Genomic DNA, 25,361 nt, shown 5'->3' on the forward strand with positions numbered 1-25,361 from the left:
AGTCTTTGACTGTTGGGGGGGCTACAGTACACTAGCGCACCTTCATTTTCACCGTACCCATTTACCGTATCTCTATCCGGACTGGCCCAGGCAATGAGCGAAACGAAAGCGCCAAGCAATTTTATCAGACAGATCATCGACCGTGACCTCGCAGAAGGTAAAAATGACGGCCAGGTGGCTACCCGTTTTCCGCCGGAGCCGAATGGTTACCTGCATATCGGACATGCAAAATCTATCTGCCTCAATTTTGGTATTGCGGAAAGCTATGGCGGTAGCTGCAATCTGCGCTTTGACGATACCAACCCGGAAAAGGAAGAGGACGAGTACATCCAGTCCATCAAGCAGGATGTGCAGTGGCTGGGTTTTCAGTGGAATGGTGAAGAGCGTTTTGCCAGCAACTACTTTGATCAGCTGTATGACCTGGCGGTGGGTTTGATCGAGAAAGGTCTGGCTTATGTCGACAGCCTGAGCCCGGCTGAGATCGCTGAGTACCGCGGTAATTTCACTACGCCCGGCAAGCCGAGCCCTTATCGTGACCGTTCAGTGGATGAGAACCTGGCGTTGTTCGAGCAGATGCGTGACAACAAGCTGGATGAGGGTGAGGCGGTGCTGCGTGCAAAAATTGACATGCAAAGCCCGAATATCAGCCTGCGCGATCCCATTCTTTACCGGATCCGCAAGAAGACCCACCACCAGACCGGTGACAAGTGGGTGATCTACCCCATGTATGACTTTACACACCCGTTATCGGATGCCATCGAGGGGATCACTCATAGCCTGTGCACATTGGAATTCGAAGACCATCGTCCTTTTTACGATTGGGTGGTAGAAAATACCGCTGTATCGGCTGCCCCCCGGCAGTACGAGTTTGCCCGGCTGAACTTGAACTATACGGTGACCAGCAAGCGCAAGCTCAAGCAACTGGTGGATGAAGGGCACGTGGATGGCTGGAGTGATCCGCGCATGCCAACCATATCCGGGTTGCGCCGTCGCGGTTACACGCCCACGTCAATTCGTACCTTCTGTGAATCGGTGGGGGTAAGCCGTGCGGATTCCGTGGTGGACATGGGTATGCTGGAAGCAGCGATTCGTGATGACTTGAACCAGCATGGGCCCCGGGCCATGTGCGTGATGAACCCGCTGAAAGTGGTCATTGAAAACTGGGAAGAGGGAAAGGAAGAGTCATTGGTGGCGCCGGTGCACCCGCAGAACGAAACCATGGGTACTCGCCAGGTACCGATGACTCGCGAGGTCTACATCGACCGGGAGGATTTCCGGGAAGAGGCTAACAAGAAATTCAAGCGTTTGGTGCTGGGTGATCGGGTGCGGCTGCGTTATGGCTATGTGGTTCGCGCCACCGATGTGGTGCGCGACGATCAGGGCGAAATTGTGGAGGTGCGCTGCACCTACGACCCGGATACCCTGGGTAAGAATCCGGAAAACGCCGAAGACCAGGGCAAGATGCGCGGTGTGATCCATTGGGTCAGCGCGGCAAAAGGCCTGCCCTGCGAGGTGCGTCTGTACGACCGGTTGTTCAGTGCGGCCAACCCCAACAAGGCTCTCGAGGAAGGGCAGACCTTCCTGTCACACATTAATCCGGACTCTCTGACCGTGCTGAAGGGTTGCTGGGTGGAACCGGGCTTGCGGGGTGCGCTGGCGGAAACCCGTTACCAGTTCGAGCGTGAGGGCTATTTCTGTGTGGATCAGGACAGCACCGAAGAGCGACTGGTGTTCAACCAGACTGTGGGCTTGCGTGAATCCTGGCCGAAAGAGGCCTGAGCGGTTTTGATAATGAATCACCTGATTGCTGCGCGATAGGCGCAATGGCAGGCTGAAGGTACAAAGGCCGTACTCTGATGGTGAGTGCGGCCTTTTTTTTGCCGCTTTGCGGCCGCATCATGGTTCACGCGGCACGCATCACGCTAAAGGCTTTGCCTTATGGTAGTTATATGGCTGAGTTTCTTGTGTAGCGCAAGGAGCGGGGCGCCTTGAGCGCCCCGCTGGCGTTTAGCCGAAGGCTTTTTCACCGGATTGCAGGGTCTGGAAGATAAGCGTGTTGATGGTCATTGGGCCGACGCCTCCGGGTACCGGTGTGTAGGCTGCCACGCGGTCAACCAGCGGTGCCAGTTCAATATCACCGCATTTCTCGGGGTGGAAGCCGGCATCGACCACCACGGCGCCGTCCTTGATCCAGTCCGCTTTGATAAATTCCGGTTTGCCCACGGCGCCGACTACGATGTCCGCTTGCTTAACCAGTTCCGGCAGGTTCTGGGTGCGGCTGTGGCAGATGGTGACGGTGGCGTTGGCTTCCAGCATCATCATGGCCATGGGCTTGCCCAAAATGGCGCTGCGTCCCACCACGACGGCATGCTTGCCTTCCAGTTCCACCTGATAGTGCTCTAGAAGCCGCATGATGCCCTTGGGAGTGGCGCAGCCGTAGGCCGCTTCGCCCATGCTCATACGACCAAACCCGAGGCAGGTGACTCCGTCCACGTCTTTTTCCAGGCTGATGGCATCGAAGCAGGCGCGCTCGTCGATTTGGGCAGGCACTGGGTGCTGCAACAGAATGCCGTGTACATCCGGATTGGTGTTCAACTCGTCAATTTTGCTCAGCAGCTGTTCGGTGGTGGTGTCGTCACTGAGCTCAATGGCCACGGATTCCATGCCGACACGCTGGCAGGCGTTGCCTTTCATCTTTACATAGGTGGCAGATGCCGGGTCGGCACCCACCAGAATGGTGGCAAGAATCGGCGTGCGGCCGTTGGCCTTGGCTTTCAGGGTATCGACGCGCAGGCGCATCTCCTGTTCAAACTGCTGGGCCAGGGCTTTGCCATCAAGAATCTGGGCGGTCATGTGGGCGGTCTCTCTGAAATGGACTACATATAGGGGGTGGCTCAGCGGAGCTGCGGTAATGGCAGCCTGCCGGGGTAGCCGTGAACGGCGAGATTCTCGCATGCGCAGGCACTGTTCGCAAAAACGAAGCACAAAAGTTGCCTAAAATCTGAACGTTAGACATTTTTTTGCGTCAAACACCGTTGACGCTTATGGGGGCGCCGAGTATTATGCGCGCCTCGCTTTCGAGCTTAGTTGCTAACTTTGCTTTATGAGACGGGGTGTAGCGCAGCCTGGTAGCGCGCCTGCTTTGGGAGCAGGATGTCGGGGGTTCGAATCCCTCCACCCCGACCAGTTAGCTTGATGGCGGAAATCTGCAAGCGCCTGTAGCTCAACTGGATAGAGCAACGGCCTTCTAAGCCGTAGGTTGCAGGTTCAAGTCCTGCCAGGTGCGCCAGGCAGGAAAGAAAGCAGACAGTTTTATGGTGATTGTAGCTCAGTTGGTAGAGCTCCGGATTGTGATTCCGGCGGTCGTGGGTTCGAGCCCCATCAGTCACCCCATATTAAAAGCCTCCGGGATTAAACCCCGGAGGCTTTTTCGTATGGGCCTCAGGTGCTGCCACGTTAGCGTTAGGTACTGCCATAGTTAGGCAGAGTGTAGGCAGGGAGGCTCCCTTTGATTATAATCTGCGCCCTTAATTAGGCCGTCTTCGCGTTATTACGGCGGCGGGCAGAGATAAAAGTCTTTTTTAAAGAGGATGTTATGCAGGTTTCTGTTGAAACGACTTCAGGTCTTGAGCGCCGTGTGACGGTGGGTGTACCCGCGGAAAAGGTGGATGTGGCAGTAGAAGGCAAGCTGCAGGAAGCCCAGAAAACCATCCGTCTGGACGGTTTCCGTCCGGGTAAAGTGCCCATGCGTGAAGTGAAGCGTCGCTTTGGCGGGGCCGTGCGTAACGAAGTGCTGGCCGACGTCATGCGTGAAGCCTTCATTGAAGCGGTGGAGCAGGAAAAGCTGCAGCCGGCGGGCATGCCTGGCTTTGAAGCCAAGACCAACGAAGCAGGCAAGGATCTGGAATTCGTGGCCACCTTTGAGGTGTACCCGGAGGTTGAGCTGGCGGCGTTTGATACCATCGAAGTGGAAAAGCCTCAGTCCGACGTGACTGACGCCGACGTGGACACCATGATCGAAACTCTGCGTCAGCAGCGTGCAGAGTTTGCCGATGTGGATCGCGCCAGCGAAACCGGCGACCGCGTTAACCTGGATTTTAAAGGTCTGAAAGACGGTGAAGCCTTTGAAGGTGGCACCGCCGAAGGTCAGAATCTGGAACTGGGCTCCGGTCAGATGATCCCCGGTTTTGAAGATGGCATCGTCGGCATGAAAGCCGGTGATGAGAAAGACATCGACGTGACCTTCCCGGAAGACTATCAGTCCGAAGACCTGAAGGGTCAGGCTGTTGTGTTCCAGATCAAGGTGAACAAGGTGGAAGGCAAGGCGCTGCCAGAAGTGGACGCCGAGTTTATGAAAGGCTTTGGTGTGGACGATGGTGATGAAGCCAAGTTCAAGGCTGAAGTACGCAAGAATATGGAACGTGAGCTCAAAAACGCCATCACCAGCAAGGTGAAAGAGCAGGCGATGGACGGGCTGGTGAACCTGCACGAATTTGACCTGCCGGGCGCCTTGGTCACCCAGGAAATCCAGCGCATGCGTCAGCAGATGATGCAGCAATTCGGTGGTGGTCAGCAGTTTGATCCCTCCATCCTGCCGGATGACCTGTTTAAAGAGCAGGCCGAGCGCTCTGTACGTCTGGGGTTGGTGGTGCGTTCAATCATTGATAAAAATGAAATCAAGGCCGATGCCGACAAGGTGAAAGCCCGCGTTGAAGAAATTGCCGAGCAGTACGAAAAGCCGGAAGAAGTAGTGAGCTGGGTTTACAGCAACCCGCAGCAGCTGCAGCAAATTGAAGGCGCTGTACTGGAAGAGCAGGTGGTCGACCTGGTGCTGGAAAGCGCCAAGGTGGAAGAGAAAACCATGGCTTATGAGGACGCGGTGAAGCCGCGCGAACAAGCGGAAGGCTGATTTTAAACCTTCTGTTTGACTGTCAAAACGGGGCCTTCGGGCCCCGTTTTGCGTTATTTATGCGCAATTTGCGCAAGAATTGTGCACTTGAACCCCTCTCCCGCCCGCTTTTATAGACGCCCCTCTAGTGCCGTCATAAGATGCCTGAACACCTATTTGCCGTGGTTGTCTTGCATTCAGGCCCTTTAGCCCCCAAGACAGCCCAAGGTACTGCCGGTTATTGACCGCCGGCATCAATAAACAGTTGAGAACGTCCGCGGACGATCGACGAGAAGGAAAGCGCTACATGATCGACTTGAGCCGTATTAACTCGCTTACTCCGGAAATGAGCCAGCTGATTAAAGACCCGACGAATCTGGGTCTGGTGCCGGTTGTGATCGAGCAGACCGCCCGTGGAGAACGTTCTTTCGATATCTACTCCCGCCTTTTGAAGGAGCGGGTGATTTTCATGATTGGCCAGGTAGAAGACCACATGGCCAACCTGATTGTGGCACAGATGCTGTTCCTGGAATCCGAGAACCCGGACAAGGATATTCATCTGTACATTAACAGTCCGGGTGGCTCGGTCACTGCTGGCATGTCCATCTACGACACCATGCAGTTTATCAAGCCGGATGTGTCGACCATGTGTATTGGCCAGGCGGCCAGCATGGGTGCCTTCCTGCTTACCGCAGGAGCCACTGGCAAGCGTTTTGCGCTGCCCAATGCCCGGGTGATGATTCATCAGCCGCTGGGTGGCTTCCAGGGTCAGGCGTCAGATATCGAAATCCACGCCAAGGAAATTCTGAAAATCAAAGGGCAGCTCAACAGCTTGCTGGCTCACCACACGGGTCAGCCCATTGAGCAGCTGGAAAAAGATACTGACCGTGACAACTTCATGGGTGCCGACGAAGCGAAGGAATACGGCATCATTGACGCGGTGTTGAGCCAGCGTCCTGTTTAAATAGGACGGGTTAGTACAAAAAGTGTCCTAACGGAACGGCAGAGCGGCCCGGCGGGCTTGAAAAACACCGGGCTTCCCTGCATCTTCAAAGCAAATACACAGGTTTAGAGGCAATTCGATGACCGATTCCACTGGCAAGGGCGACGACGGCAAACTGCTGTATTGCTCATTCTGCGGCAAAAGCCAGCATGAGGTCCGCAAACTGATTGCGGGGCCCTCGGTCTTTATCTGCGATGAATGCGTGGATCTGTGTAATGACATTATCCGCGAGGAAGTGCAGGAAGACACCAGCGACAACGGTGGCGAGCGCCTGCCCAAGCCGAACGAGATCAAGGACACCCTTGATGAATACGTGATCGGCCAGGAGCGCGCCAAGAAAGTGCTGGCAGTAGCGGTGTATAACCACTACAAGCGCCTGCGCAGTGGCGGCAAAGGCCGTGACGAAGTTGAGCTCGGCAAAAGCAATATTTTACTTATTGGTCCCACCGGTAGCGGTAAAACCCTGCTGGCCGAGACTCTGGCGCGTCTGCTTAACGTGCCGTTCACCATTGCCGATGCCACCACGCTTACCGAAGCCGGTTATGTCGGTGAGGACGTGGAAAACATTATCCAGAAACTGCTGCAAAAATGTGACTACGATGTGGACAAAGCCCAGCGCGGCATTGTTTATATCGATGAAATCGACAAGATTTCCCGCAAGTCTGACAACCCGTCTATCACTCGTGATGTGAGCGGTGAGGGCGTGCAGCAGGCGCTGTTGAAGCTAATCGAGGGTACTGTGGCGTCTGTGCCGCCCCAGGGCGGTCGCAAACACCCGCAGCAGGAATTCCTGCAGGTGGACACGTCCAACATGCTGTTCATCTGTGGTGGTGCCTTTGCCGGTCTCGACAAGGTGATTCGCGAACGCTCTGAGAAGGGCGGCATTGGCTTCTCCGCCGAGGTGAAGAGTAAGGATAATGCCCGCAATCTGGGTGAGCTGTTGGTTGATGTGGAGCCGGAAGATCTGGTCAAGTACGGCCTGATTCCCGAGTTCATTGGTCGTCTGCCGGTGATCGCGACGCTGGAAGAGCTGAGCGAAGAAGCGCTGATCCAGATCCTCACCGAACCGCGCAACGCGCTGACCAAGCAATATGCCCGCCTGTTTGAAATGGAAGGGGTCGAGCTGGATTTCCGCGATGACGCCCTGCGCGCGATCGCCAACAAGGCAATGGTACGCAAGACCGGTGCCCGGGGCCTGCGCTCAATTCTTGAGGGCGTACTGCTGGACACCATGTACCAGGTGCCGTCCATGGATAGCGTGGCCAAGGTGGTGATTGATAGCCCCACCATCAAGGGTGAATCCGAACCGTTGTTGATTTACGAAAACAACGAGCAGTCTTCCAAGGTGGCACCGGACTAAGACCCGGACACGGTCCCGGTCTGTCCTGCTTTCACCTAAGTCATAGAGGCAATACGTGCTGAAAGATATTCCGCTTTTACCGCTACGCGATGTAGTGGTGTACCCGCACATGGTTATCCCGCTGTTTGTCGGCCGGGAAAGATCCATTGCGGCTCTTGAGGCTGCCATGGCAGCCGACAAGCAGATCATGCTGGTGGCCCAGCGCAATGCCTCCGACGACGATCCGGGCGTGGATGACATCTACCGGGTCGGTACGATTTCTACCATCCTGCAATTGCTCAAGCTGCCAGACGGCACCGTGAAGGTGCTGGTTGAAGGCGGCCAGCGTGCCCACGTTGCCAAGGCTGAATTTGGCGATGAGGGTGCGGTTGCTGATGTGCGTGAGCTGGAAGAAGGGCTCCCGGACGAGAGCGAACAGGATGCACTGTCGCGCTCCTTGCAAGGGCAGTTTGAAGATTACGTCAAACTCTCCAAAAAAGTGGCGCCAGAAGTGACCGGCTCCGTTTCTTCCATCGACGAAGTCAGCCGATTGGCCGATACCATCGCAGCACACCTGCAGCTCAAGCTGGAAGAAAAGCAGGACGTGTTGGAAATGGTGGAAGTGCGCGAGCGTGTTGAGCACCTGATTGCGCTGATGGAATCCGACATCGATGTGCTGAAAGTGGAAAAGCGCATCCGTGGACGGGTGAAAAAGCAGATGGAGAAAAGCCAGCGCGAGTATTACCTGAACGAACAGATGAAAGCCATCCAGAAAGAGCTGGGTGATCTGGAAGACAGCGGTAATGATCTCGACGACCTGGAAAAGAAAATCGACAGTGCCGGCATGCCTAAAGAGGCTCGCGACAAGGCGCAGGCGGAGCTAAACAAGCTCAAAATGATGTCGCCCATGTCGGCAGAAGCCACGGTTGTGCGTGGCTATTTGGACTGGATGACCTCGGTGCCGTGGAAAAAACGCAGCCGTGTCCGTCATGACCTGAACTACGCCAAGGAAATTTTAGACCGGGACCACTACGGGCTGGAAGATGTAAAAGATCGCGTGCTGGAATTTTTGGCCGTACAGACTCGGGTCGGCAAAGTGAAAGGACCGGTATTGTGCCTGGTGGGTCCACCGGGGGTGGGCAAGACCTCGCTGGGGCAATCCATCGCCAGCGCGACCAACAGAAAGTTCGTTCGCATGGCGCTGGGTGGCGTCCGTGACGAAGCGGAAATTCGTGGCCATCGCCGTACTTATATTGGCTCCTTGCCGGGCAAGGTTATCCAGAAGCTGTCCAAGGTGGGCGTGCGTAACCCCCTGTTTTTATTCGATGAAGTCGACAAGATGGGTATGGACAACCGGGGTGATCCTGCGTCTGCTTTGCTGGAAGTGCTGGACCCTGAACAGAACGACACGTTCAGCGATCACTACCTGGAAGTGGACTACAATTTGTCCGAAACCCTGTTTATATGTACGTCCAATTCCATGAATATCCCAGCACCGTTGCTGGACCGCATGGAAGTGATTCGTCTTCCCGGTTATACCGAGGAAGAGAAGGTCAATATTGCGCTGCAATACCTGATCCCAAAGCAAATCAAAAACAACGGCCTGAAAAAAGATGAGCTGTTTTTTGATGAAGCCGTGTTACGGTACATCGTTCGCCATTACAGCCGAGAGGCTGGCGTGCGTGGACTGGAACGCGAAATCAGCAAGATTTGCCGCAAGGTAGTGAAGGAACATTTGCTCTCCGGTGAAGCCAAAACCGTCACCATGAGCGACGAGTTGGTTGAGCACTACCTCGGGGTTCGAAAATTCAGCTTTGGTCGTGCCGAAGAGCAGGACCAGATCGGTCAGGTGACAGGCCTTGCCTGGACCTCAGTGGGCGGCGAGCTGCTCACCATCGAAAGTGTTTCTACGCCGGGCAAGGGGCGGGTTATTTCTACCGGCTCTCTTGGCGATGTAATGCAGGAATCTATCCAGGCTGCGTGGACAGTAGTGAAAAGCCGTGCAGGCACGCTGGGGATTCGCCGTCGGGCGCTGGATCGCAATGACCTGCACATGCATGTGCCGGAAGGGGCGACACCCAAAGATGGGCCCAGTGCAGGTGTCGGTATGTGTACGGCCATGGTGTCTGTCCTGACCGGTATCCCGGTGCGTGCCGATGTGGCGATGACCGGTGAAATTACCCTGCGTGGGCAGGTGCTGCCGATTGGTGGCCTGAAAGAGAAGTTGCTCGCGGCCCATCGCGGCGGAATCAAGACAGTATTGATTCCGGAAGAGAATGAGAGGGACCTCAAAGAGATCCCCGACAATATCAAGGCGTCCTTGGACATTCGACCAGTAAAATGGATTGACCAGGTACTTGATGTAGCACTGACTCGTCAACCGAGCCCGCTTTCCGAAGCGGAACTGGAAGAGGATTTGGCGCTGGCAGAAGAGAAAAACCAGGAAGGTAACAAACGTCCTAGTACACATTGACGGATCGAATTTAAACCTTTTTAAATTGTTGATCTGTATGGTTTTTCAATATTTGTAACTTGGGTGAGATCGTGCTTCTCCTTTCTTGACGCCCCTGATACCCGTTGGTATAAAGGCGGCTTCGCATAAGGAGAGTGCATCACGCCTCGACCATAAAACCGGGAAAATAGAGAAAGGGGAACTTTGTGAATAAGTCAGAGTTGATTGATGCGATTGCCGCTAGCGCGGATATTTCCAAAGCCGACGCTGGTCGCGCTCTGGATTCTACTTTGGAAGCGGTAACTGGCGCCCTGAAAAAAGGTGACAGCGTTTCTCTGGTAGGTTTTGGTACTTTTGCTGTGAAGCGTCGTGAAGCTCGCGATGGCCGTAACCCGCAAACTGGCCAGACCATCAAGATCGCCGCTGCCAACGTACCGGGCTTCAAAGCCGGTAAGGCACTGAAAGACGCGGTGAACTAAACTGTTTGCAGGAGCGGTAGTTCAGCTGGTTAGAATACCGGCCTGTCACGCCGGGGGTCGCGGGTTCGAGTCCCGTCCGCTCCGCCAGTTTGAGAAAGCGTACTCGTAAGGGGTACGCTTTTTTGCATTTAAGGGAACCTGCAGCAGCTCGCCGGTTCTGAATAATAAGATCGAATTTCGAGAGTATCCCTACGGAGTAATTTCATGCAGGAGTTCAGACGGTTTGTCCGCGGTCCCGTGGGCAAGGTCCTGCTTGCCGCAATCATTCTTCCTTTCGTGATTTCCGGCTTTTACGGCTACTTTGTCGGCGGAAGCACAGGCGACGTGGTGGCTGAAGTGGAAGGCAGCAAGATCACACGTAGTGTTGTGAATCAGCGGGTGGAGCGGGTTCGTAACATGCTTCGAGAGCAAAGCCCGAATATGAATCCTGCATTGCTGGATTCCTTTGTACGTCCGGAAATGGTGTTGGACGGCATCGTCAACGAGCAACTGATTCTGGCCGCCGCTGAGCAATCCAGCATGGTGTTTAGCGAAAAGCAGGTTGCAGCCGATATTTACAAAGTGTCGTTGTTCCAGGAAGACGGAAAGTTTTCTGAACAACGGTTCGAACGTGAACTGCGTGCTCGAGGGATGAACCCACAAAGTTACATCCAGGGGCTGCGTCAGGACATGATTAAAGAGCAGTTTCGTGCGGGGTTCATGCAGACGGATTTCTCGCTTCCTTCCGAGCTGAACGAGCAGCGTCGTCTGGGCGAGCAGTCACGCGATATCCGCTATGCACAACTGGATATCAATTCGCTGCGCAAACAGTTCAGCGTATCTGACGAAGAAGTTAAAACCTTCTACGACGAAAATCAGGGTGAATTCATGCGCCCTGAAGAGTTCAAGGTGTCCTATGTTGAGCTGTCTGCTGACGAATATGCCGATCAGGTTAGCGTGACAGCTGAAGATGTGAAGGCAGAATATGACGTTCGCACATCTATCATGGAAGATGCCGGTGCCGGTGATGCGCCACGTCATGTGTCGCACATTCTTATCGAAGTGAACGATGATCGAGACCTGGATCAAGCGAAGGTCCGTGCCCGTGAAGCAGCGAAAGCCATTGCCGGTGGCGAATCCTTTGCTGATGCTGCCAGCCAGTATTCCGATGACTCGGGTAGCGCCCAGTCGGGTGGTGATTTGGGCGTGGTTTCCAAAGGTGCCTTGCCGGAAGAAATGGAAGTAGCGATTGCTGATTTGGAATCCGGCACGGTGTCTGCCCCAGTGGTGACGGACGCGGGTGTGCACCTGATCAAAGTCACCCAAGAAGATACCGTTAGTGCCTTGCCGTCTCTGGCTGAATTGTCGGATCAGATCCGTTCAGACCTGAAAAAGGCCCGTGCAGAAGCACTGCTGAATGAAGATGTGGCGAAACTGGAAGAGCTGCTCTATGAACATGCGGACTTGCAAACACCGGCAGAACAAGTGGGCTCCTCTGTGGTAACCACTGACTGGGTTGACCTGGCTGCGGTTGATGCACCTTTGTCTCTGCCACAGGTTCAGCAGGCGCTGAACTCGGATCAGGTTCGCCAGCAAGGGCATAACAGTGATCTGATTGAAGTCGATCCAACGCGTTACATTGCTGTACGGATCGCTGAAAACAAGTCTGCAGAGCCTATGCCGTTAGAAGAAGTGTCCTTTGCTATCCGTGAGCGCCTGAAAGGTGAGCGTGCCATGGACAAGGTCCAGCAGCTTAGCGAAGAGGCACAGAAATCCATTGAGGATGGTGCCGATCTGGCGTCAGTGGCGGCGTTGTTCGAGGTGGATATTGAAGAGCAGGAAGGCGTGCAGCGCGGTGGCGCGGAACCGTCCATGGAAGTGGTTAATGGTGCGTTCAGTGCCCCACGTTTCGAGGAAGGTGGCGCATCTCCTGTAGCAGTAACTCGCCTGGGTGATGGCTCTGTAGTGGCCTACCAGGTGACCCGTGTTGCTGACGGTAACGCCGAACCACTGAGTGATGCCCAGCAACAGGCCGCACTGGTTGAGCTTGGCAATGTGGAAGGGCAGCGCAATTTCCGTCAGGTAGTTGCCCTGCTGCGTGAAGAGGGAGATGTGGAACTGCACCCGTCCCGGTTGAGTGCCAACCAGGGAGAGTAATTTCTCTACGGTATCCTGCCCACAAAAAAGCCCACCGAGATGGTGGGCTTTTTTGTGCTTAAGGCTTTTCTTTTTCTAGGCGTTACTTTGAGGTATCAGTCCTAGAGCTCAAGCTCAAAGGGCATGGATACTGTGCTAGCGCCGGCGTCCACATAGGTGATCTCGCCGGTAATGCCGGACGCCAAGTCAGAGCACAAGAATGCGGCGGTATTGCCCACTTCCTCGATGTTAACGTTACGTCGCAAGGGGGCTTTGGCTGCATTGTAGTCGAGCATGCTGCGGAATTTCTTGATGCCGGAGGCGGCTAGAGTGCGAATGGGGCCGGCAGATATACCGTTAACCCGCACCCCATCAGGGCCCATGCTGGCGGCCAGATAGCGCACTGACGCTTCCAGGCTGGCTTTGGCCATGCCCATGACATTGTAGTTGGGCACAGACTGGCGGGCAGCGTGATAGGTAAGGGTGAGCAGGGCGCCATTGCGGCCGGCCAACATGTTTTTGCCAGCCTTGGCCAGTGCCACGAAGCTGTAGCTGGAAATGTCGTGGGCAATCTGGAAACCCTCGCGGGTGGCCACATCCACAAAATTACCATCCAGTTCTGCAGCGGGAGCGAAACCTACTGCATGAACGATACCGTCCAAGCCATCCCATTGCTTGCCCAGTTCGGCAAAGACAGCGTCAATAGCCTCGTCGCTGGTCACATCGCAGGGAAAGCACATGGCCTCGCTGCTGCCGTACCGTTCTGCGGCTTTGAGAACGCGGCTTTTCAGTTTGTCGTTCTGGTAAGTGAAAGCCAGCTCGGCACCTTCGCGGTGCATGGCTTCGGCAATACCGGTGGCAATGGAGCGGTCGCTGGCGACACCGACGATAAGGTAGCGCTTGCCTGCAAGAAATCCCATGTTCGTCCTCGATATGCTTTGAGTTAAAAGTTAAAAGTTGAAAGTTTCAAAGCGCGATCTGCCGCTTGAGCTAACGTTATAGGCAGTTCCTGCGCCAACAACGCACGCTGTTCAGTTGCAGAGCGGCTCACAGCTGTATCACGGAAAAGGTGGCCGCTCTTGGCGTTAGGCTGCTCAGTGCTTTTAAACTTTAAACTTTAAACTTGTGATTGATTATAGGCAATTTGCCGCGTTATTACGCCCGCCTGCAAACGGTCAAAGTGCAACCGTCTGTTTCCTACTGCGGGCAAAGGCGGCGGCCATGAGTTTGTGGGTATAGGGCTGCTGTGGATTGTCGAAGACGGCCTGCGTATCGCCATGCTCCACGGTCTTGCCGTCTTTCATGACCAGTACCCGGTGGCAGATAGCCCGGATTACCTTGAGGTCGTGGCTGATAAACAGGTAGCTGAGTCCGCGCCGTGACTGCAAGGATTTGAGCAGTTCCAGGATCTGGTGCTGGACGCTGCGGTCCAGCGCGGAGGTGGGTTCATCCAGTACCAACAATTCCGGTTCCATGATCAGCGCGCGGGCGATGGCGATCCGTTGGCGCTGGCCCCCGGAAAATTCATGGGGGTAGCGGTGGCGTACGTTAGTGGGCAGACCCACTTCTTCGAGAATACGGCAGACTTGGTCTTCTCTTTCCGTAGCGCCCAGTGTTGGGGCATGCACGGCAAGCCCTTCGGCGACAATCTGGCCCACGGTCATGCGCGGGTTCAGGCTGCCGTAGGGGTCCTGAAATACGACCTGGAAACGGCTTCGCCATTGCCGTAACCCGGAATGGGAAAGGGTGCGAATATCCGTGCCATCCATTTCGATATCGCCAGCACTCTGGATCAGCCGTAACAGGGCGAGAGCCAGGGTGGACTTGCCCGAGCCGGACTCACCAACGATGCCCAGGGTCTCGCCACGGCGCAGGGTCAGGTCTATCTGGTCCACCGCATGGAGCAGCGGTGGCGGCGAGAAAAGGGCGCGGCGTTTGCCTTTGAACGTCACTGCCATGCCACTAGCTTTCAGTAGTACCGGCGTATCGTCTGGCAGGGGCGCCAGGCGGCCCTGAGGCTCCGCATTGATCAAGTGACGGGTGTACTCTTCCTTGGGGTGATTCAGCACGACATCTGTGGGCCCGGCTTCCACACGTTTACCGTTATGCATCACCACGATGTCTTCGGCAAAACGGCTCACTACGCCCAGGTCGTGACTGATCAACAAAATGGAAAGATTCAGTTCTTTCTGCAGTCGCTTGATCAGGTCGAGAATGGTTTCCTGCACGGTCACGTCCAGAGCGGTGGTGGGCTCATCCGCTATCAGGATCTGTGGTTCATTGGCCAGGGCCATGGCGATCATGACCCGCTGGCGTTGGCCCCCGCTAAGTTGGTGCGGATAGCGGTCCAGCATGTCCGGTGTGGCGGGTAACTCGACCTGTTCGAGCAGTGACAGGCAGCGCTCACGAGCGCGCTTTTTGCTCATTCCCTGATGCACAAACAGGCTTTCGCTGATCTGTTTTTCCACGGTGTGTAGAGGGTTCAGGGCCGTCAGTGGCTCCTGAAAAATAATCCCGATACGGCCACCGCGCAGTTTGCGTTTCTGCTCGCTGTTGAGTGCCAGCAAGTCCATATCGTCCAGTTGCAGGCTGTCTGCCTGCCAGTGAGCGTTCTCTGGCAGCAGGTCCATCACTGACAAGGCGGTGAGTGATTTGCCAGAACCGGACTCGCCGACTAATGCCAACATACGCCCAGGCTGGAGTTCCAGCGACATGTCATCGACGGCGAGCTGATCGGCAAAGCGAATGCTCAGCCCTTCTATGCGCAGCAGACTCATTGCAGAAACTTCCTTGTGTCGAACGCATCGCGGATGGCTTCACCGATAAACACAAGCAGGGTCAGCATCAGGGTGAGCGTGGCAAATACGCTGATGCCCAGCCACGGGGCATGCAGATTGGCCTTGCCCTGGCCCACCAGGCGGCCCAGTGAGGGCGCATCCGGTGGCATGCCAAAACCGATGAAATCCAGCGAGGTGAGCGTGACCACGGCACTGTTGAGAATAAAAGGCAGGAAGGTCAGGGTGGCTACCATGGCATTGGGGAGCATGTGGCGGAACATGATGATCGGCGTGCGTACGCCCATGGCGTGGGCGGCGCGCACATAGTCCATGTTGCGACAGCGCAGGAACTCCGCGCGCACCAGGTCCACCAGCGCCATCCAGGAGAACAGCAGCAGAATGACCAATAATGTCCAGAAGCTGGGCACCACAAAGCTGGAAATAATGATGATCAGGTAAAGCGTAGGCATGCTCGACCAAATTTCCAGAAACCGCTGGCCGGCCAGATCCAGCCAGCCGCCGTAATACCCCTGAATAGCGCCAACGATAATGCCGACAATGCTGGAAAGAATCGTCAGTACCAGCCCGAACAAGACGGAAATGCGGAAGCCGTAAATCAGCCCGGCCAACACATCGCGGCCTTGGTCATCCGTTCCCAGCCAGTTTTCTGCAGAAGGTGGCGCCGGCGCAGGGACGGTCAGATCGTAATTGATGGTGTTGTAGCTGTAGCGAATGGGCGGCCAAATCATCCAGCCCTTGTCGTTGATCAGATCCTTGACGACCGGGTCCCGGTAGTTGGTTTCCGACTCGAAAAAGCCGCCGAAAGTGGTTTCCGGGTAGGTGTTGAATACGGGAACGTAGAGTTCATTGTCGTAGCTGACTAGCAGGGGTTTTTCATTGGCGATCAGCTCCGCACCCAAGCTGAGCACAAACAGCGTGGCAAAAATCCACAGCGCCCAATAGCCACGTTTGTTGGAACGAAACGCCTGCCATTGGCGTTGCCAAACCGGGTTACGGAAGGCCATTAGCTCTGCCTCCGCTCGAAATCAATGCGCGGATCGACCCACATATAGGTCAGGTCACTGACCAGTTTCAGCAGCAGGCCGATCAGGGTAAAAATAAACAGGGTGCCAAAAACTACGGGATAATCGCGGTTGATCACGGACTCAAAGCCGAGCAGCCCCAGGCCATCGAGAGAGAAAATAAATTCGATGAGCAGCACGCCGGTGAAGAACATGCCGACGAAAGCGGCGGGGAAACCGGCGATAATGATCAGCATGGCATTGCGAAAAACGTGCCCATACAGCACCTGCTTTTCGCTAAGCCCTTTAGCCCGAGCGGTCTGCACATACTGTTTGCGAATTTCATCCATAAAGGAGTTTTTGGTCAGCATGGTCAGGGTGGCAAAACTACCAGCGACGATAGCCAGAGTGGGTAGAGTGATGTGCCACAGGTAATCGGTGATTTTGCCAAAAAGTCCAAGCTGGTCGAAATTGTCAGAGGTCAGCCCGCGCAACGGGAACCACTCTAAATATGAGCCCCCGGCGAATAGGACGATGAGCAGAATCCCCAGCAAAAAACTGGGAATGGCAAAGCCGACTACAATGGCCGTGCTGCTCCAGATATCAAACCGTGAGCCGTCTTTTACGGCTTTGCGGATGCCAAGCGGGATTGACACCATGTAGGCAATCAAGGTGCTCCACAGTCCCAGGGACAAAGACACGGGAATACGTTCCACAATTAGCTCGGTGACTGAGCGATCACGGTAGTAGGATTCACCGAAATTAAAAGTCAGATAGCTTTTGACCATAAGCCAGAAACGCTCCGGCGCTGGCTTGTCAAAACCATAGAGCTTTTGAATACGCTCCACCAATTCTGGCGGCAGGCCCTTAGAGCCGCGATAATCACCGCCGCTACTAAGCGTATCCACGCTGCCGCCAGCAAAACTGCCACCGGCGCCGCCGCCGATACCCTGCAGTTCCGCCAGCGTTTTTTCTACGGGGCCGCCGGGCGCTGCCTGCACCACCACAAAATTCAGTAGCAGAATACCGAATAGAGTAGGGATGATAAGCAACAGTCGTTTGGCAATATAAAGTCGCATCATTGCGCGTTGCTGTCCCACCAGGTGTCGATAGCGCCATCAATGCCTACGTATTCAGGCAGCGATGGATGTTTCAGGCGACTACGATAAGAGAGACGATGGTGGTCGGCATACCAGTTGGGGATCACGTAGAAATTCCATTGCAGTACCCGGTCCAGAGCGCGGCAGGCGGTGATCAGCTCATCCCGTGTGGAGGCGGTGACAATGGCGTTGACCAGATTGTCCACGGCCGGATTCTGAATGCCGATGATGTTGCGGCTGCTGGGGTCCTCGGCGGCATCGCTGCCCCAGTACTCCAGTTGCTCATTGCCGGGGGAGGACGACTGGGCGAAGGAGCTGACTACCATGTCGAAATTGAAATTGCGGATACGTTCCACATACTGGCTGGTGTCTACTTTGACCACCTGGGCATCGATCCCCAGCGCTTTCAGGTTTCGGGCAAACGGCAGCAGAATGCGCTCGAATGCGGGTTGGTGCAGCATGATCTGGAAACTCACCGGAACGCCATCTGGGGTATGGAGCTGGCCATCCTTGATCTGGTAACCGGCTTTCTTCAGCAGTGTCTGCGCCCGGGCCAGGTTGGCACGGGGGCGGCCGCTGCCATCGCTTTTGGGCGGCTCATAACTTTCTGTGAAAACCCGTTCCGGAATGTCGTCGCGCAACGGTTCCAGCAGTTTCAACTCCGCATCGGAGGGCAGGCCGGTGGCAGCCATATCAGAGTTCTGGAAATAGCTGCGCGTGCGGTTGTACTGACCATAGAACAGGTTGGCATTGGACCATTCAAAATCCAACGCGAAGGTCATGGCTTCACGTAGGGCCACATCCTGGAACAGGGGGTTACGCAGGTTATAGACGGTTCCCTGCATGCCGGCAGGGTTGGAATGGGGAACGTCTTCTTTAACGAGTTCGCCCTTATCGAAGGCAGGGCCTTTATAGCTGGTAGCCCAGTTTTTTGAACTCACCTCAAAGCGCCAGTCGTAATCGCCTCGCTTGAAGGCCTGCAGTGCTACCGTGTCATCCAGAAAATAATCAAAGGAAACCACATCGAAATTATTGCGGCCACGCATAATGGGCAGGTCTTTGGCCCAGTAATCCTTGCGTCGCTGGTAGCTAATTTGTTTACCGGTCTCGACGTTGCCGACGGCATAAGGACCGGAGCCAATGGGTTTTTCCAGGCCTGCACTGGTAAATTCTCGGCTTTTCCAGACGTGCTCAGGTAACACCGGTAGCTGGCCGATGATCAGCGCCAGTTCCCGGTTGTCACCGGGTTTGAAATGAAAGGTGACAGTACGTGCGTCATCAGCGGTGACATGATCAACGCCGCTGTAATAAAAACTGTAAAAAGGCGCGCCATCGTTGATGAGGGTGTTGAATGTCCACACCACATCGCTGGCCTGCACGGGTTTGCCGTCGCTGAATGTGGCGTTGGGGTTCAGGTGGAAACGCACCCAGCTACGGTCTTCGGGCCATTCGATGGTCTTGGCGAGCAAGCCATATTGGGTGAAAGGCTCATCTTCTGCACGAGTGGTCAGCGTGTCATAGACCAGGGAGCCGATCCCGGCCGCAGCGGTGCCTTTCGGCACGAAAGGATTCAGGCTGTCGAAGGTGCCGATGACGTGGCGACGCAATTTACCGCCTTTGGGTGCCTCGGGGTTCACATATTCCAGATGCTGAAAGCCTGCCGGGTACTTCGGGCTGCCGTGCATGGCCATGGCATGGCTGCGATGAACATCGGCCTGTGCCAAGGCGGAAAAACAGCACAAACCCACCAATAACCCGCGCAACAGGCTGCGGTTAACGGCCATAAAGACTCCTTGTTATTTTTTAACCCACCAAGTGTCCAGACCCAGTCCGTAAGGGATTGGTTCCGGTGGGCGGGCAAACTTGTCCCACCAGGCAATGCGGTGCGTGCTGATATAGTAGTTCAGGACCCCGTATTGCTGGTAGCGCAGCATCCGGTCGAGTGCTTGCAAGCTTAACCGGTAGTCGCCTTCGTTGTCGGTACTGAGTGCGTGGTCGACCAGAAAATCCACCACGGGATTGCGAATACCCGCCAGGTTGCGACTGCCGACCACCTTGGCGCTGTCAGAAAGAAAGTAGTCTTTCAGCTCTGGGCCCGGATAGGCTTGAATCGGCAATACAAACAACACCACATCGTAATCGAAACTGTCCAGCCGTTGCTTATAGGCCGCCGGGTCGATTTCCCGATATTGGGCATTGATACCCAAGCGTTTCAAATTACGGAACCAGGGAGCAAGAATGCGGTAAATGCCTGGGTTGTGGTAGTTCAGCACGGTGAACTGCAGCGGTTTGCCTTGCGTGTTCACCAGGGTCTGGTCGTCGAGTTTCCAGCCACTTTCTTTCAGAAGCGCCAGGGCTTCGCGCATGCGGTGGCGTATCTGGCCGCTGCCGTCGTTTACCGGCGGGTTGATATCGGCACTAAAATAATCGTCTGGAAGCTGATCCAGAAACGGGGTCAACAAGGCTTTTTCTGCCTCCGGGGCCGGTACTGTTGCCCGATAATCGCTATTAGGGAACCAGCTTTGTGTACGTTGGTAGGCGCCGCTGAACAGGTTCTTGTTGGACCACTCGAAGTCGAATAGCAGGCTGGCGGCGCGGCGGACATTGATATCATTGAAAGGCGCGCGCCGGGTATTGAAGAAGAAGGCCTGCACCGGCCGTGGAATGTGATGGGGCACTTCCGCGCGCTTCACTTTGCCGTCTTCCAGGGCGGAGAACGCATAGGCGGTGGCCCAGTGCTTGGAGCTGTAATCGTAGTGTAGATCGTAGCCACCGGCCTTGAAGGCTTCGAAGCCCACATCCGCATCGCGGTAGAACTCGAATTCCACTGTGTCGAAATTATAGCGGCCCCGGTTTACCGGCAGGTCTTTGGCCCAGTAATCCTTAACCCGGGTAAAGGTGACTTTACGTCCGGCATCCACCTCACTGACCTGGTAGGGACCACTGGAAAGTGGTGGGGTGAGGGAGGCGCTTTCGAAGTCATTTTTTTGCCAGTAATGGCGGGGCAGAATCGGGATGGCGCCAGCCATCAGGGGTAGGTCCCGGCGGCCCCGGTGGAACGTGAATTTTACCGTTTGCGGGTCAATGGCTTCTACGCTGGCGATATCGGCCAGGCGAAGGGTGAATTCCGGGTGGCCTTTTTCGCGCAGGGTATTCACCGAGAACACCACGTCGTCGGCACGTATCGGGTGGCCGTCGTGGAATTGCGCTTCGTCTCGGATATGGAAGGTACACCAGCTGCGGTCTTCCGGATATTCCAGCCAGTCGGCGATTAACCCATAAGCGGCACCGGCTTCATCGCCAAGCGGGTTGTGCGATTGGCTGCCCATTAGCAGACTGTCGGCGATTTCGGTGACCCCATACATCTGGATGCCCGGTGTATCTGCAGGGCTACGGCCTTTAAGAATATAGGGGTTCAGACTGTCGAAGGTGCCCTGGCCAAACAAGCGCAGAGTGCCGCCCTTGGGGGCATCCGGATTGACGTACTCCAGGTGCTGGAAGTCGGCGGGATACTTGAGGGTGCCGAACGGATGGTAACCGTGGCTGCGAGTGGGCTCGGCGTGGCAGACCACGCCGAGCAACAGGCCCAGCAGGGCAAAGGTGCGTTTAGTGCGTTTGGCGAATATCAACGTAGACTGTCAGCCGTTGCCCGGGTTGTATGTATCGATTGCTGGCTACAGTGTTGTTCCAGCTTTTTATATCGTTGACCGATACATTAAAGCGGTCGGCAATGGCATACAAGGAATCGCCATTACGAACCGCATAGCGGACCTTGCGCACCATGTTGGGATTGCTGGAAGAGGGGGTGTTGGCCGGGCTGGCCGCCATGCTTCCCTTAGTCCACACGGCCAGGCTCTGGCCTATACGCAGGCTGTCTGTGGGCGCCATGCTGTTCCATTTGGCCAACTCAGGCACGCCGACTTTATGGCGACGGGCGATTTCCCAGAGCGTATCCCCTGACTGCACCGTGTAATCGACGCGCTGGCGCCCCTTGGGTTGCTTGGACTGTTTTTTGGCCAGGCGAGATTCAGCACTAAGGCTGTAGTCACTGTTGGAGGACACTGGGCCGGGAATAAGCAGGGTGCGGCCGGCAATAATAGTGTTGTTCTTCATGTGATTGATGTTGCGTAGCACCTGGGGTGTCGTGCGGTACTGGCGGGCAATGGCGCCCAGATTATCGCCGGGGCGAATTTCGTAACGGGCCCACTGCATGCGTTGGTCCTTGGGCAGGTCAGCCAACTTGCTCTGGAATCGTTTGGCCCGATCTACAGGCACCAACAACTGAAAGGGGCCATCCGGGGATGTGGCCCAGCGGTTATAGGACGGGTTCAGCAGGTAGAGCTCTTCCACGGAAATATCCGCCAAGCGTGCGGCTTGGGCCAAGTCGATTTGCCCGCCGGTTTTTACCGTGGCGAAGTACGGTTCGTTGTTGATGGGGTGAAGGGGCACGCCGTAGGCCTGCGGGTCACCGACAATCTGTGCGATGGCCAGTAATTTAGGGACATACGCGGTGGTTTCGCGGGGCAGGTCCAGGTTCCAGAAATCGGTGGGCTTTCCTGCTTCTTTATTGCGACGGATGGCTCGCGATACGGTGCCGCCGCCCGCGTTGTAAGAGGCTAGTGCCAACAACCAGTCACCCTCAAAGCGGTTGGAGAGCTGTTGCAGGTAATCCAGGGCGGCATTGGTGGACTTGAGGATGTCCCGGCGCTGATCTTCCCACCAGGTGCGCTGCATGCCGAAATAATCCCCAGTGGAGGGAATAAACTGCCAGGGCCCGGCCGCGCGGGCATGGGAGTAAGCAAAGGGATCAAAGGCACTTTCTACGATGGGCAATAAGGCCAGTTCCAGCGGCATATCGCGGGCTTCGGCTTGCTCGACGATGTAGTGCAGATAGCGCTCTGAACGGGTGGTGACGCGGGTAAAATACTCTGGGTGGCGTGCGTACCATTCACGCTGCACACGAATCCGGTCGTTTTCGATACTCAGATCGAGCCCGTAACCTCCGCGCAAGCGCATCCAGAGGTCGTCGTCCACCGTTGCCTGGTTATCGCTGTCTTCGACTGGGCTGGGTTCGTCCATGCCGTTCGCCAAATTGGCGTCATCCACGGAAGGCTCGGCAGCCGGCATGGGGGGAAGATCTTCAAGGGGCTTATTGGTCGCACAACCGCCAAGAACGCCCAGCCCGAGAAAAAGGGCTAATGGAATAATTTTTTTCATAATCATGGAGTAACGCTAAAAATTTCATGCATTTTGGCGACGGATAGGCGGCACGGCAAGCACGAGGCGCTAAAAGTTGTCCTTCCAGCGACGCAAGGCCGCAAAACACTGCATATCGGAATCGCCGCATCCTGGCTCGTGCCGCTGACAGGAATCTTTCAAGTCTTTGTCATCACTGCGTAAAAAGGGGTTGGTTGCTTTTTCTTCCGCGAGGGTGGAGGGCAAAGAAATTTTACCTTTGCGGCGCAGATCGATGACCGCCTGCAAGCGCGCCTGCACGGCGGGGTCTTGCGGGGTAACAGCGGCGGCGAAGGTCAGGTTGGCCTGGGTGTATTCGTGGGCACAAAAAACCTGTGTGCTTTCGGGCAGGGAGGCCAGGCGTTGCAGGGAGTGAAGCATTTGCTCCGGAGTGCCTTCGAACAGGCGCCCACAGCCGCCGGCAAACAAGGTGTCCCCGCAGAACAACCAGCCGTTGTCCGCATTGATGAAAGCAATATGGCCCAGGGTGTGGCCGGGTACGGCCATGACGGTGAACAACAGGTCCGTACCCGCGGGGGTGACGGTGTCGCTGTCGTTTAGCGGGTGGCTCATGGCCGGAATGGATTCCGCCGCCGGGCCATACACGGGAATATCCCGATTCTTGGTTAATGCCGCGATACCGCCAACATGGTCGGGGTGATGGTGGGTGATCAGGAGTGCGGACAGGCTCAGGCCGTTCTCGCTCAGGTAGCGCTCCACTGGTTCGGCGTCACCGGGATCGACGACAACGCATTGATCCTGTTGATGAAATGCCCAGATATAGTTGTCATTGAAGGCGGGGATAGCAATAGGGCTGGCTGTCATGTCGTGGTACGCTCCTGTCTGTAAGCAGGTCTGCTGGCACCTGTTCCTGTGCTTCATCATCCGGCTCACGCATTCATGGATCAAGAGATTGTCCGCTATGCAGCTACCTCCACTCAACCGTATCTCGTTCAATGCCTCTTCCGGTGAATTGGGAAGAGGCTTTGATGAATGGCTCGATACTGAGCCGGGGCAGGCAGTGTTGTGCGAAGAAAAAGCCATGTTGACCGAGTGGTTGCGCAGCCAGGCAGGTCAACGTGCGGTGGCGGTTTATGCCGGTGGTGGTCGTGATTTCCTGTCGGAATCACCGCTGCGCTGGCAAACCAGTATCGCACCACCCGGTTTTACCGGAGTGAAATTGCAGTCGAGGCTGGATTTGTTGCCGATCGCGAAAAGCAGTGTGGATGTGTTGTTGCTGCATCACACCATGGATTTTGCCGCGGATCCTCACCAGGCACTACGTGAAGCGTCGCGCTGCATGGCGCCTGGCGGCAAGATGGCGATCATCGGATTTCATCCCATCAGTGTGATGGGGCTGGCCCGGTGGCTACTCTGGTGGAAGGCTCCGGGCTGGATAGGGCGTTACTACCGTCCCAACCGATTGACCGATTGGTTGCAGGTTCTCGGATTTGAGGTCGATGGCATGGCCAGTGGCTTCTATACTATGCCGCTGTCCGATCGTGGCCGCAGCCGGTTGCGCTTACTGGACTGGCTGGGGCGCTTCCTCTGGCCGCGACACGGCAATACCTACCTCTTGGTGGCGAGAAAACGCGCAGGCGTAGTGCGTCCGTTGGCCACACGACAACGCAAGGTGCCACGCAATACCGTGGTGCCGGTACCGGTGGCCCGCTGGGGTCAGCAGAACAGGGAGTCCTGAGTCTTTGAAGAACGTGATTATTTATACCGACGGCGCCTGCCGCGGTAATCCCGGCCCGGGTGGCTGGGGCGCCATTCTCCTTTATGGAGACAAGGAGAAGGAATTATTCGGTGGCGAGCCGGAGACCACTAATAATCGCATGGAGCTGATGGCGGCCATCGTCGCTTTGGAGACTCTCAACGCCTCTTGTCAGGTGGTGCTGACCACAGATTCCAAATACGTTATGGATGGCATCACGCAGTGGATGGCTAACTGGAAGAAGCGCGGCTGGAAAACGGCTTCAAAACAGCCGGTCAAGAATGTGGACCTGTGGCAGCGTCTCGATGCAGCGGTTCAACGGCATGACGTGGACTGGCAGTGGGTCAAGGGCCACAGCGGCCATCCGGGCAATGAACGGGCCGATGCGCTGGCCAACCGGGGTATTGATGAAATGAAACAGCAGGGGCGAGCAGGCTAATGCGTCAGGTTGTACTGGATACGGAAACTACCGGCCTGGAGCCCAATGATGGGCACCGGGTCATCGAAATCGGTTGTGTGGAGATGGAAAATCGCCGCCTCACCGGTAATAACCTGCACCTGTACCTGAATCCGGAGCGGGAAATCGATGCAGGGGCATTGGCTGTCCACGGTATCAGTACCGAATTTCTGGCTGACAAGCCTACCTTCGACAAAGTGGTCGATGAGTTTTTGGCCTTCGTGGACGGAGCGGAGCTGGTCATCCACAACGCTCCTTTCGATGTGGGCTTCCTAAACCATGAGTTGCGTCGCCTTGGGGCCCGCTACGGGACCATCGAACAGCGGTGCGGGGTGCTCGATACCCTGGTGATGGCACGCCAGAAGCACCCGGGGCAGAAGAACAACCTGGATGCGTTGTGCCGCCGCTATTTCGTGGAAAACGGTCACCGTGAACTGCACGGTGCTTTGCTGGATGCGGAGATTCTGGCGGACGTTTACCTGGCCATGACCGGCGGGCAGACCCGCCTGTCGTTGGGTGGTAACGACAGTAGCGAGCAAGGCGGTGATGCCGCTGCAGAAGTGATCAGACGGTTAAGTGCGGATCGCCCCGCGCTGGCAGTGGTGCGCGCCAGCGACAATGAAGAGCAGCGTCACCACGACAAACTGTCGGCCATCGGCAGTAAGAATGGTGAGCCTACTGTTTGGCAGGGGCTGGCAGACGACGACACGCCGCTACAGTAGGCGCTGGCTGCGTGAGCGGCCGTTGGGCTGCCGAAGTCTTGTGACACTCCTTCAC

General features: G+C 56.0%; 19 protein-coding genes and 4 tRNA genes. 14 read left to right on the plus strand and 9 right to left on the minus strand.

Annotated elements, in window-relative coordinates:
* The first annotated feature begins 93 nt into the window (after positions 1-93).
* Positions 94-1,779 carry a glutamine--tRNA ligase/YqeY domain fusion protein gene (locus ABNH18_RS05830; protein WP_349381909.1) on the plus strand — a complete coding sequence of 562 codons (1,686 nt, stop codon included), beginning with the start codon at positions 94-96 and terminating at the stop codon, positions 1,777-1,779.
* 228 nt (positions 1,780-2,007) lie between these two features.
* Here the strand turns inward: ABNH18_RS05830 and folD are convergent, their stop codons facing one another.
* A complete protein-coding gene (folD, locus tag ABNH18_RS05835; protein WP_349381910.1) occupies positions 2,008-2,853 on the minus strand; it encodes a bifunctional methylenetetrahydrofolate dehydrogenase/methenyltetrahydrofolate cyclohydrolase FolD in 846 nt (281 codons plus the stop codon).
* Positions 2,854-3,109: 256 nt separating this feature from the next.
* Between folD and ABNH18_RS05840 the strand changes: the two genes are divergently transcribed.
* The 10 genes from ABNH18_RS05840 (at position 3,110) to ABNH18_RS05885 (ending at position 12,297) form a co-directional block, all read left to right on the plus strand.
* Positions 3,110-3,186, plus strand: a tRNA-Pro gene (locus tag ABNH18_RS05840).
* 26 nt (positions 3,187-3,212) lie between these two features.
* Positions 3,213-3,289 (plus strand) — tRNA-Arg (locus ABNH18_RS05845).
* 28 nt (positions 3,290-3,317) lie between these two features.
* A tRNA-His gene (locus ABNH18_RS05850) sits at positions 3,318-3,393 on the plus strand.
* 202 nt (positions 3,394-3,595) lie between these two features.
* Positions 3,596-4,909, plus strand: coding sequence for a trigger factor (gene tig, locus ABNH18_RS05855; protein ID WP_349381911.1), 1,314 nt, complete (start codon positions 3,596-3,598; stop codon positions 4,907-4,909).
* Positions 4,910-5,234: 325 nt separating this feature from the next.
* Positions 5,235-5,852, plus strand: coding sequence for an ATP-dependent Clp endopeptidase proteolytic subunit ClpP (gene clpP, locus ABNH18_RS05860; protein WP_502876776.1), 618 nt, complete (start codon positions 5,235-5,237; stop codon positions 5,850-5,852).
* 118 nt (positions 5,853-5,970) lie between these two features.
* Positions 5,971-7,251: an ATP-dependent Clp protease ATP-binding subunit ClpX gene (gene clpX / locus ABNH18_RS05865; protein ID WP_349381913.1), complete on the plus strand. Its 1,281-nt coding sequence runs from the start codon at positions 5,971-5,973 to the stop codon at positions 7,249-7,251.
* A gap of 55 nt (positions 7,252-7,306) precedes the next feature.
* Positions 7,307-9,703 carry an endopeptidase La gene (gene lon / locus ABNH18_RS05870; protein ID WP_349381914.1) on the plus strand — a complete coding sequence of 799 codons (2,397 nt, stop codon included), beginning with the start codon at positions 7,307-7,309 and terminating at the stop codon, positions 9,701-9,703.
* A 185-nt stretch (positions 9,704-9,888) separates the two neighbouring features.
* On the plus strand, positions 9,889-10,161 hold the full coding sequence (locus ABNH18_RS05875) for an HU family DNA-binding protein (RefSeq protein WP_039925990.1): 273 nt from the start codon (positions 9,889-9,891) through the stop codon (positions 10,159-10,161).
* Between the two features lie 10 nt (positions 10,162-10,171).
* A tRNA-Asp gene (locus ABNH18_RS05880) sits at positions 10,172-10,248 on the plus strand.
* A gap of 117 nt (positions 10,249-10,365) precedes the next feature.
* Positions 10,366-12,297 carry a SurA N-terminal domain-containing protein gene (locus ABNH18_RS05885; protein ID WP_349381915.1) on the plus strand — a complete coding sequence of 644 codons (1,932 nt, stop codon included), beginning with the start codon at positions 10,366-10,368 and terminating at the stop codon, positions 12,295-12,297.
* 101 nt (positions 12,298-12,398) lie between these two features.
* On the opposite strand, the gene ABNH18_RS05890 is transcribed toward ABNH18_RS05885, so the two are convergent.
* From ABNH18_RS05890 to gloB, 8 genes are all read right to left on the minus strand, one after another.
* A complete protein-coding gene (locus tag ABNH18_RS05890) occupies positions 12,399-13,196 on the minus strand; it encodes an enoyl-ACP reductase FabI (protein WP_349381916.1) in 798 nt (265 codons plus the stop codon).
* Positions 13,197-13,451: 255 nt separating this feature from the next.
* Positions 13,452-15,053, minus strand: coding sequence for an ABC transporter ATP-binding protein (locus ABNH18_RS05895; RefSeq protein WP_349381917.1), 1,602 nt, complete (start codon positions 15,051-15,053; stop codon positions 13,452-13,454).
* Positions 15,050-16,078, minus strand: coding sequence for an ABC transporter permease (locus tag ABNH18_RS05900; protein ID WP_349381918.1), 1,029 nt, complete (start codon positions 16,076-16,078; stop codon positions 15,050-15,052). The genes ABNH18_RS05895 and ABNH18_RS05900 overlap by 4 nt, the downstream gene beginning before the upstream one ends.
* On the minus strand, positions 16,078-17,157 hold the full coding sequence (locus ABNH18_RS05905) for a microcin C ABC transporter permease YejB (protein ID WP_502876772.1): 1,080 nt from the start codon (positions 17,155-17,157) through the stop codon (positions 16,078-16,080). Before ABNH18_RS05905 ends, ABNH18_RS05900 begins: the two co-directional genes overlap by 1 nt.
* Complete coding sequence (locus ABNH18_RS05910; protein WP_349381919.1) at positions 17,154-18,959, minus strand: extracellular solute-binding protein; 1,806 nt, start codon at positions 18,957-18,959, stop codon at positions 17,154-17,156. The genes ABNH18_RS05905 and ABNH18_RS05910 overlap by 4 nt, the downstream gene beginning before the upstream one ends.
* 12 nt (positions 18,960-18,971) lie before the next feature.
* On the minus strand, positions 18,972-20,804 hold the full coding sequence (locus ABNH18_RS05915) for an extracellular solute-binding protein (RefSeq protein WP_349381920.1): 1,833 nt from the start codon (positions 20,802-20,804) through the stop codon (positions 18,972-18,974).
* A complete protein-coding gene (locus ABNH18_RS05920) occupies positions 20,782-22,398 on the minus strand; it encodes a lytic transglycosylase (RefSeq protein ID WP_349381921.1) in 1,617 nt (538 codons plus the stop codon). Before ABNH18_RS05920 ends, ABNH18_RS05915 begins: the two co-directional genes overlap by 23 nt.
* 63 nt (positions 22,399-22,461) lie before the next feature.
* Positions 22,462-23,235, minus strand: coding sequence for a hydroxyacylglutathione hydrolase (gene gloB / locus ABNH18_RS05925; RefSeq protein ID WP_349381922.1), 774 nt, complete (start codon positions 23,233-23,235; stop codon positions 22,462-22,464).
* 97 nt (positions 23,236-23,332) lie between these two features.
* On the opposite strand from gloB, the gene ABNH18_RS05930 reads away from it, so the two are divergent.
* The 3 genes from ABNH18_RS05930 to dnaQ are packed head-to-tail and all read left to right on the plus strand — an operon-like array spanning position 23,333 to position 25,306.
* On the plus strand, positions 23,333-24,109 hold the full coding sequence (locus ABNH18_RS05930) for a class I SAM-dependent methyltransferase (RefSeq protein WP_349381923.1): 777 nt from the start codon (positions 23,333-23,335) through the stop codon (positions 24,107-24,109).
* Between the two features lie 4 nt (positions 24,110-24,113).
* Positions 24,114-24,566 carry a ribonuclease HI gene (gene rnhA, locus ABNH18_RS05935; protein WP_349381924.1) on the plus strand — a complete coding sequence of 151 codons (453 nt, stop codon included), beginning with the start codon at positions 24,114-24,116 and terminating at the stop codon, positions 24,564-24,566.
* Entirely contained in the window at positions 24,566-25,306 is a 741-nt protein-coding gene (dnaQ, locus tag ABNH18_RS05940; protein WP_349381925.1) for a DNA polymerase III subunit epsilon, read from the plus strand. Before rnhA ends, dnaQ begins: the two co-directional genes overlap by 1 nt.
* Positions 25,307-25,361 lie beyond the last annotated feature (55 nt).

The organism is Alcanivorax sp. (assembly GCF_040118815.1).
Lineage (GTDB): Bacteria > Pseudomonadota > Gammaproteobacteria > Pseudomonadales > Alcanivoracaceae > Alcanivorax.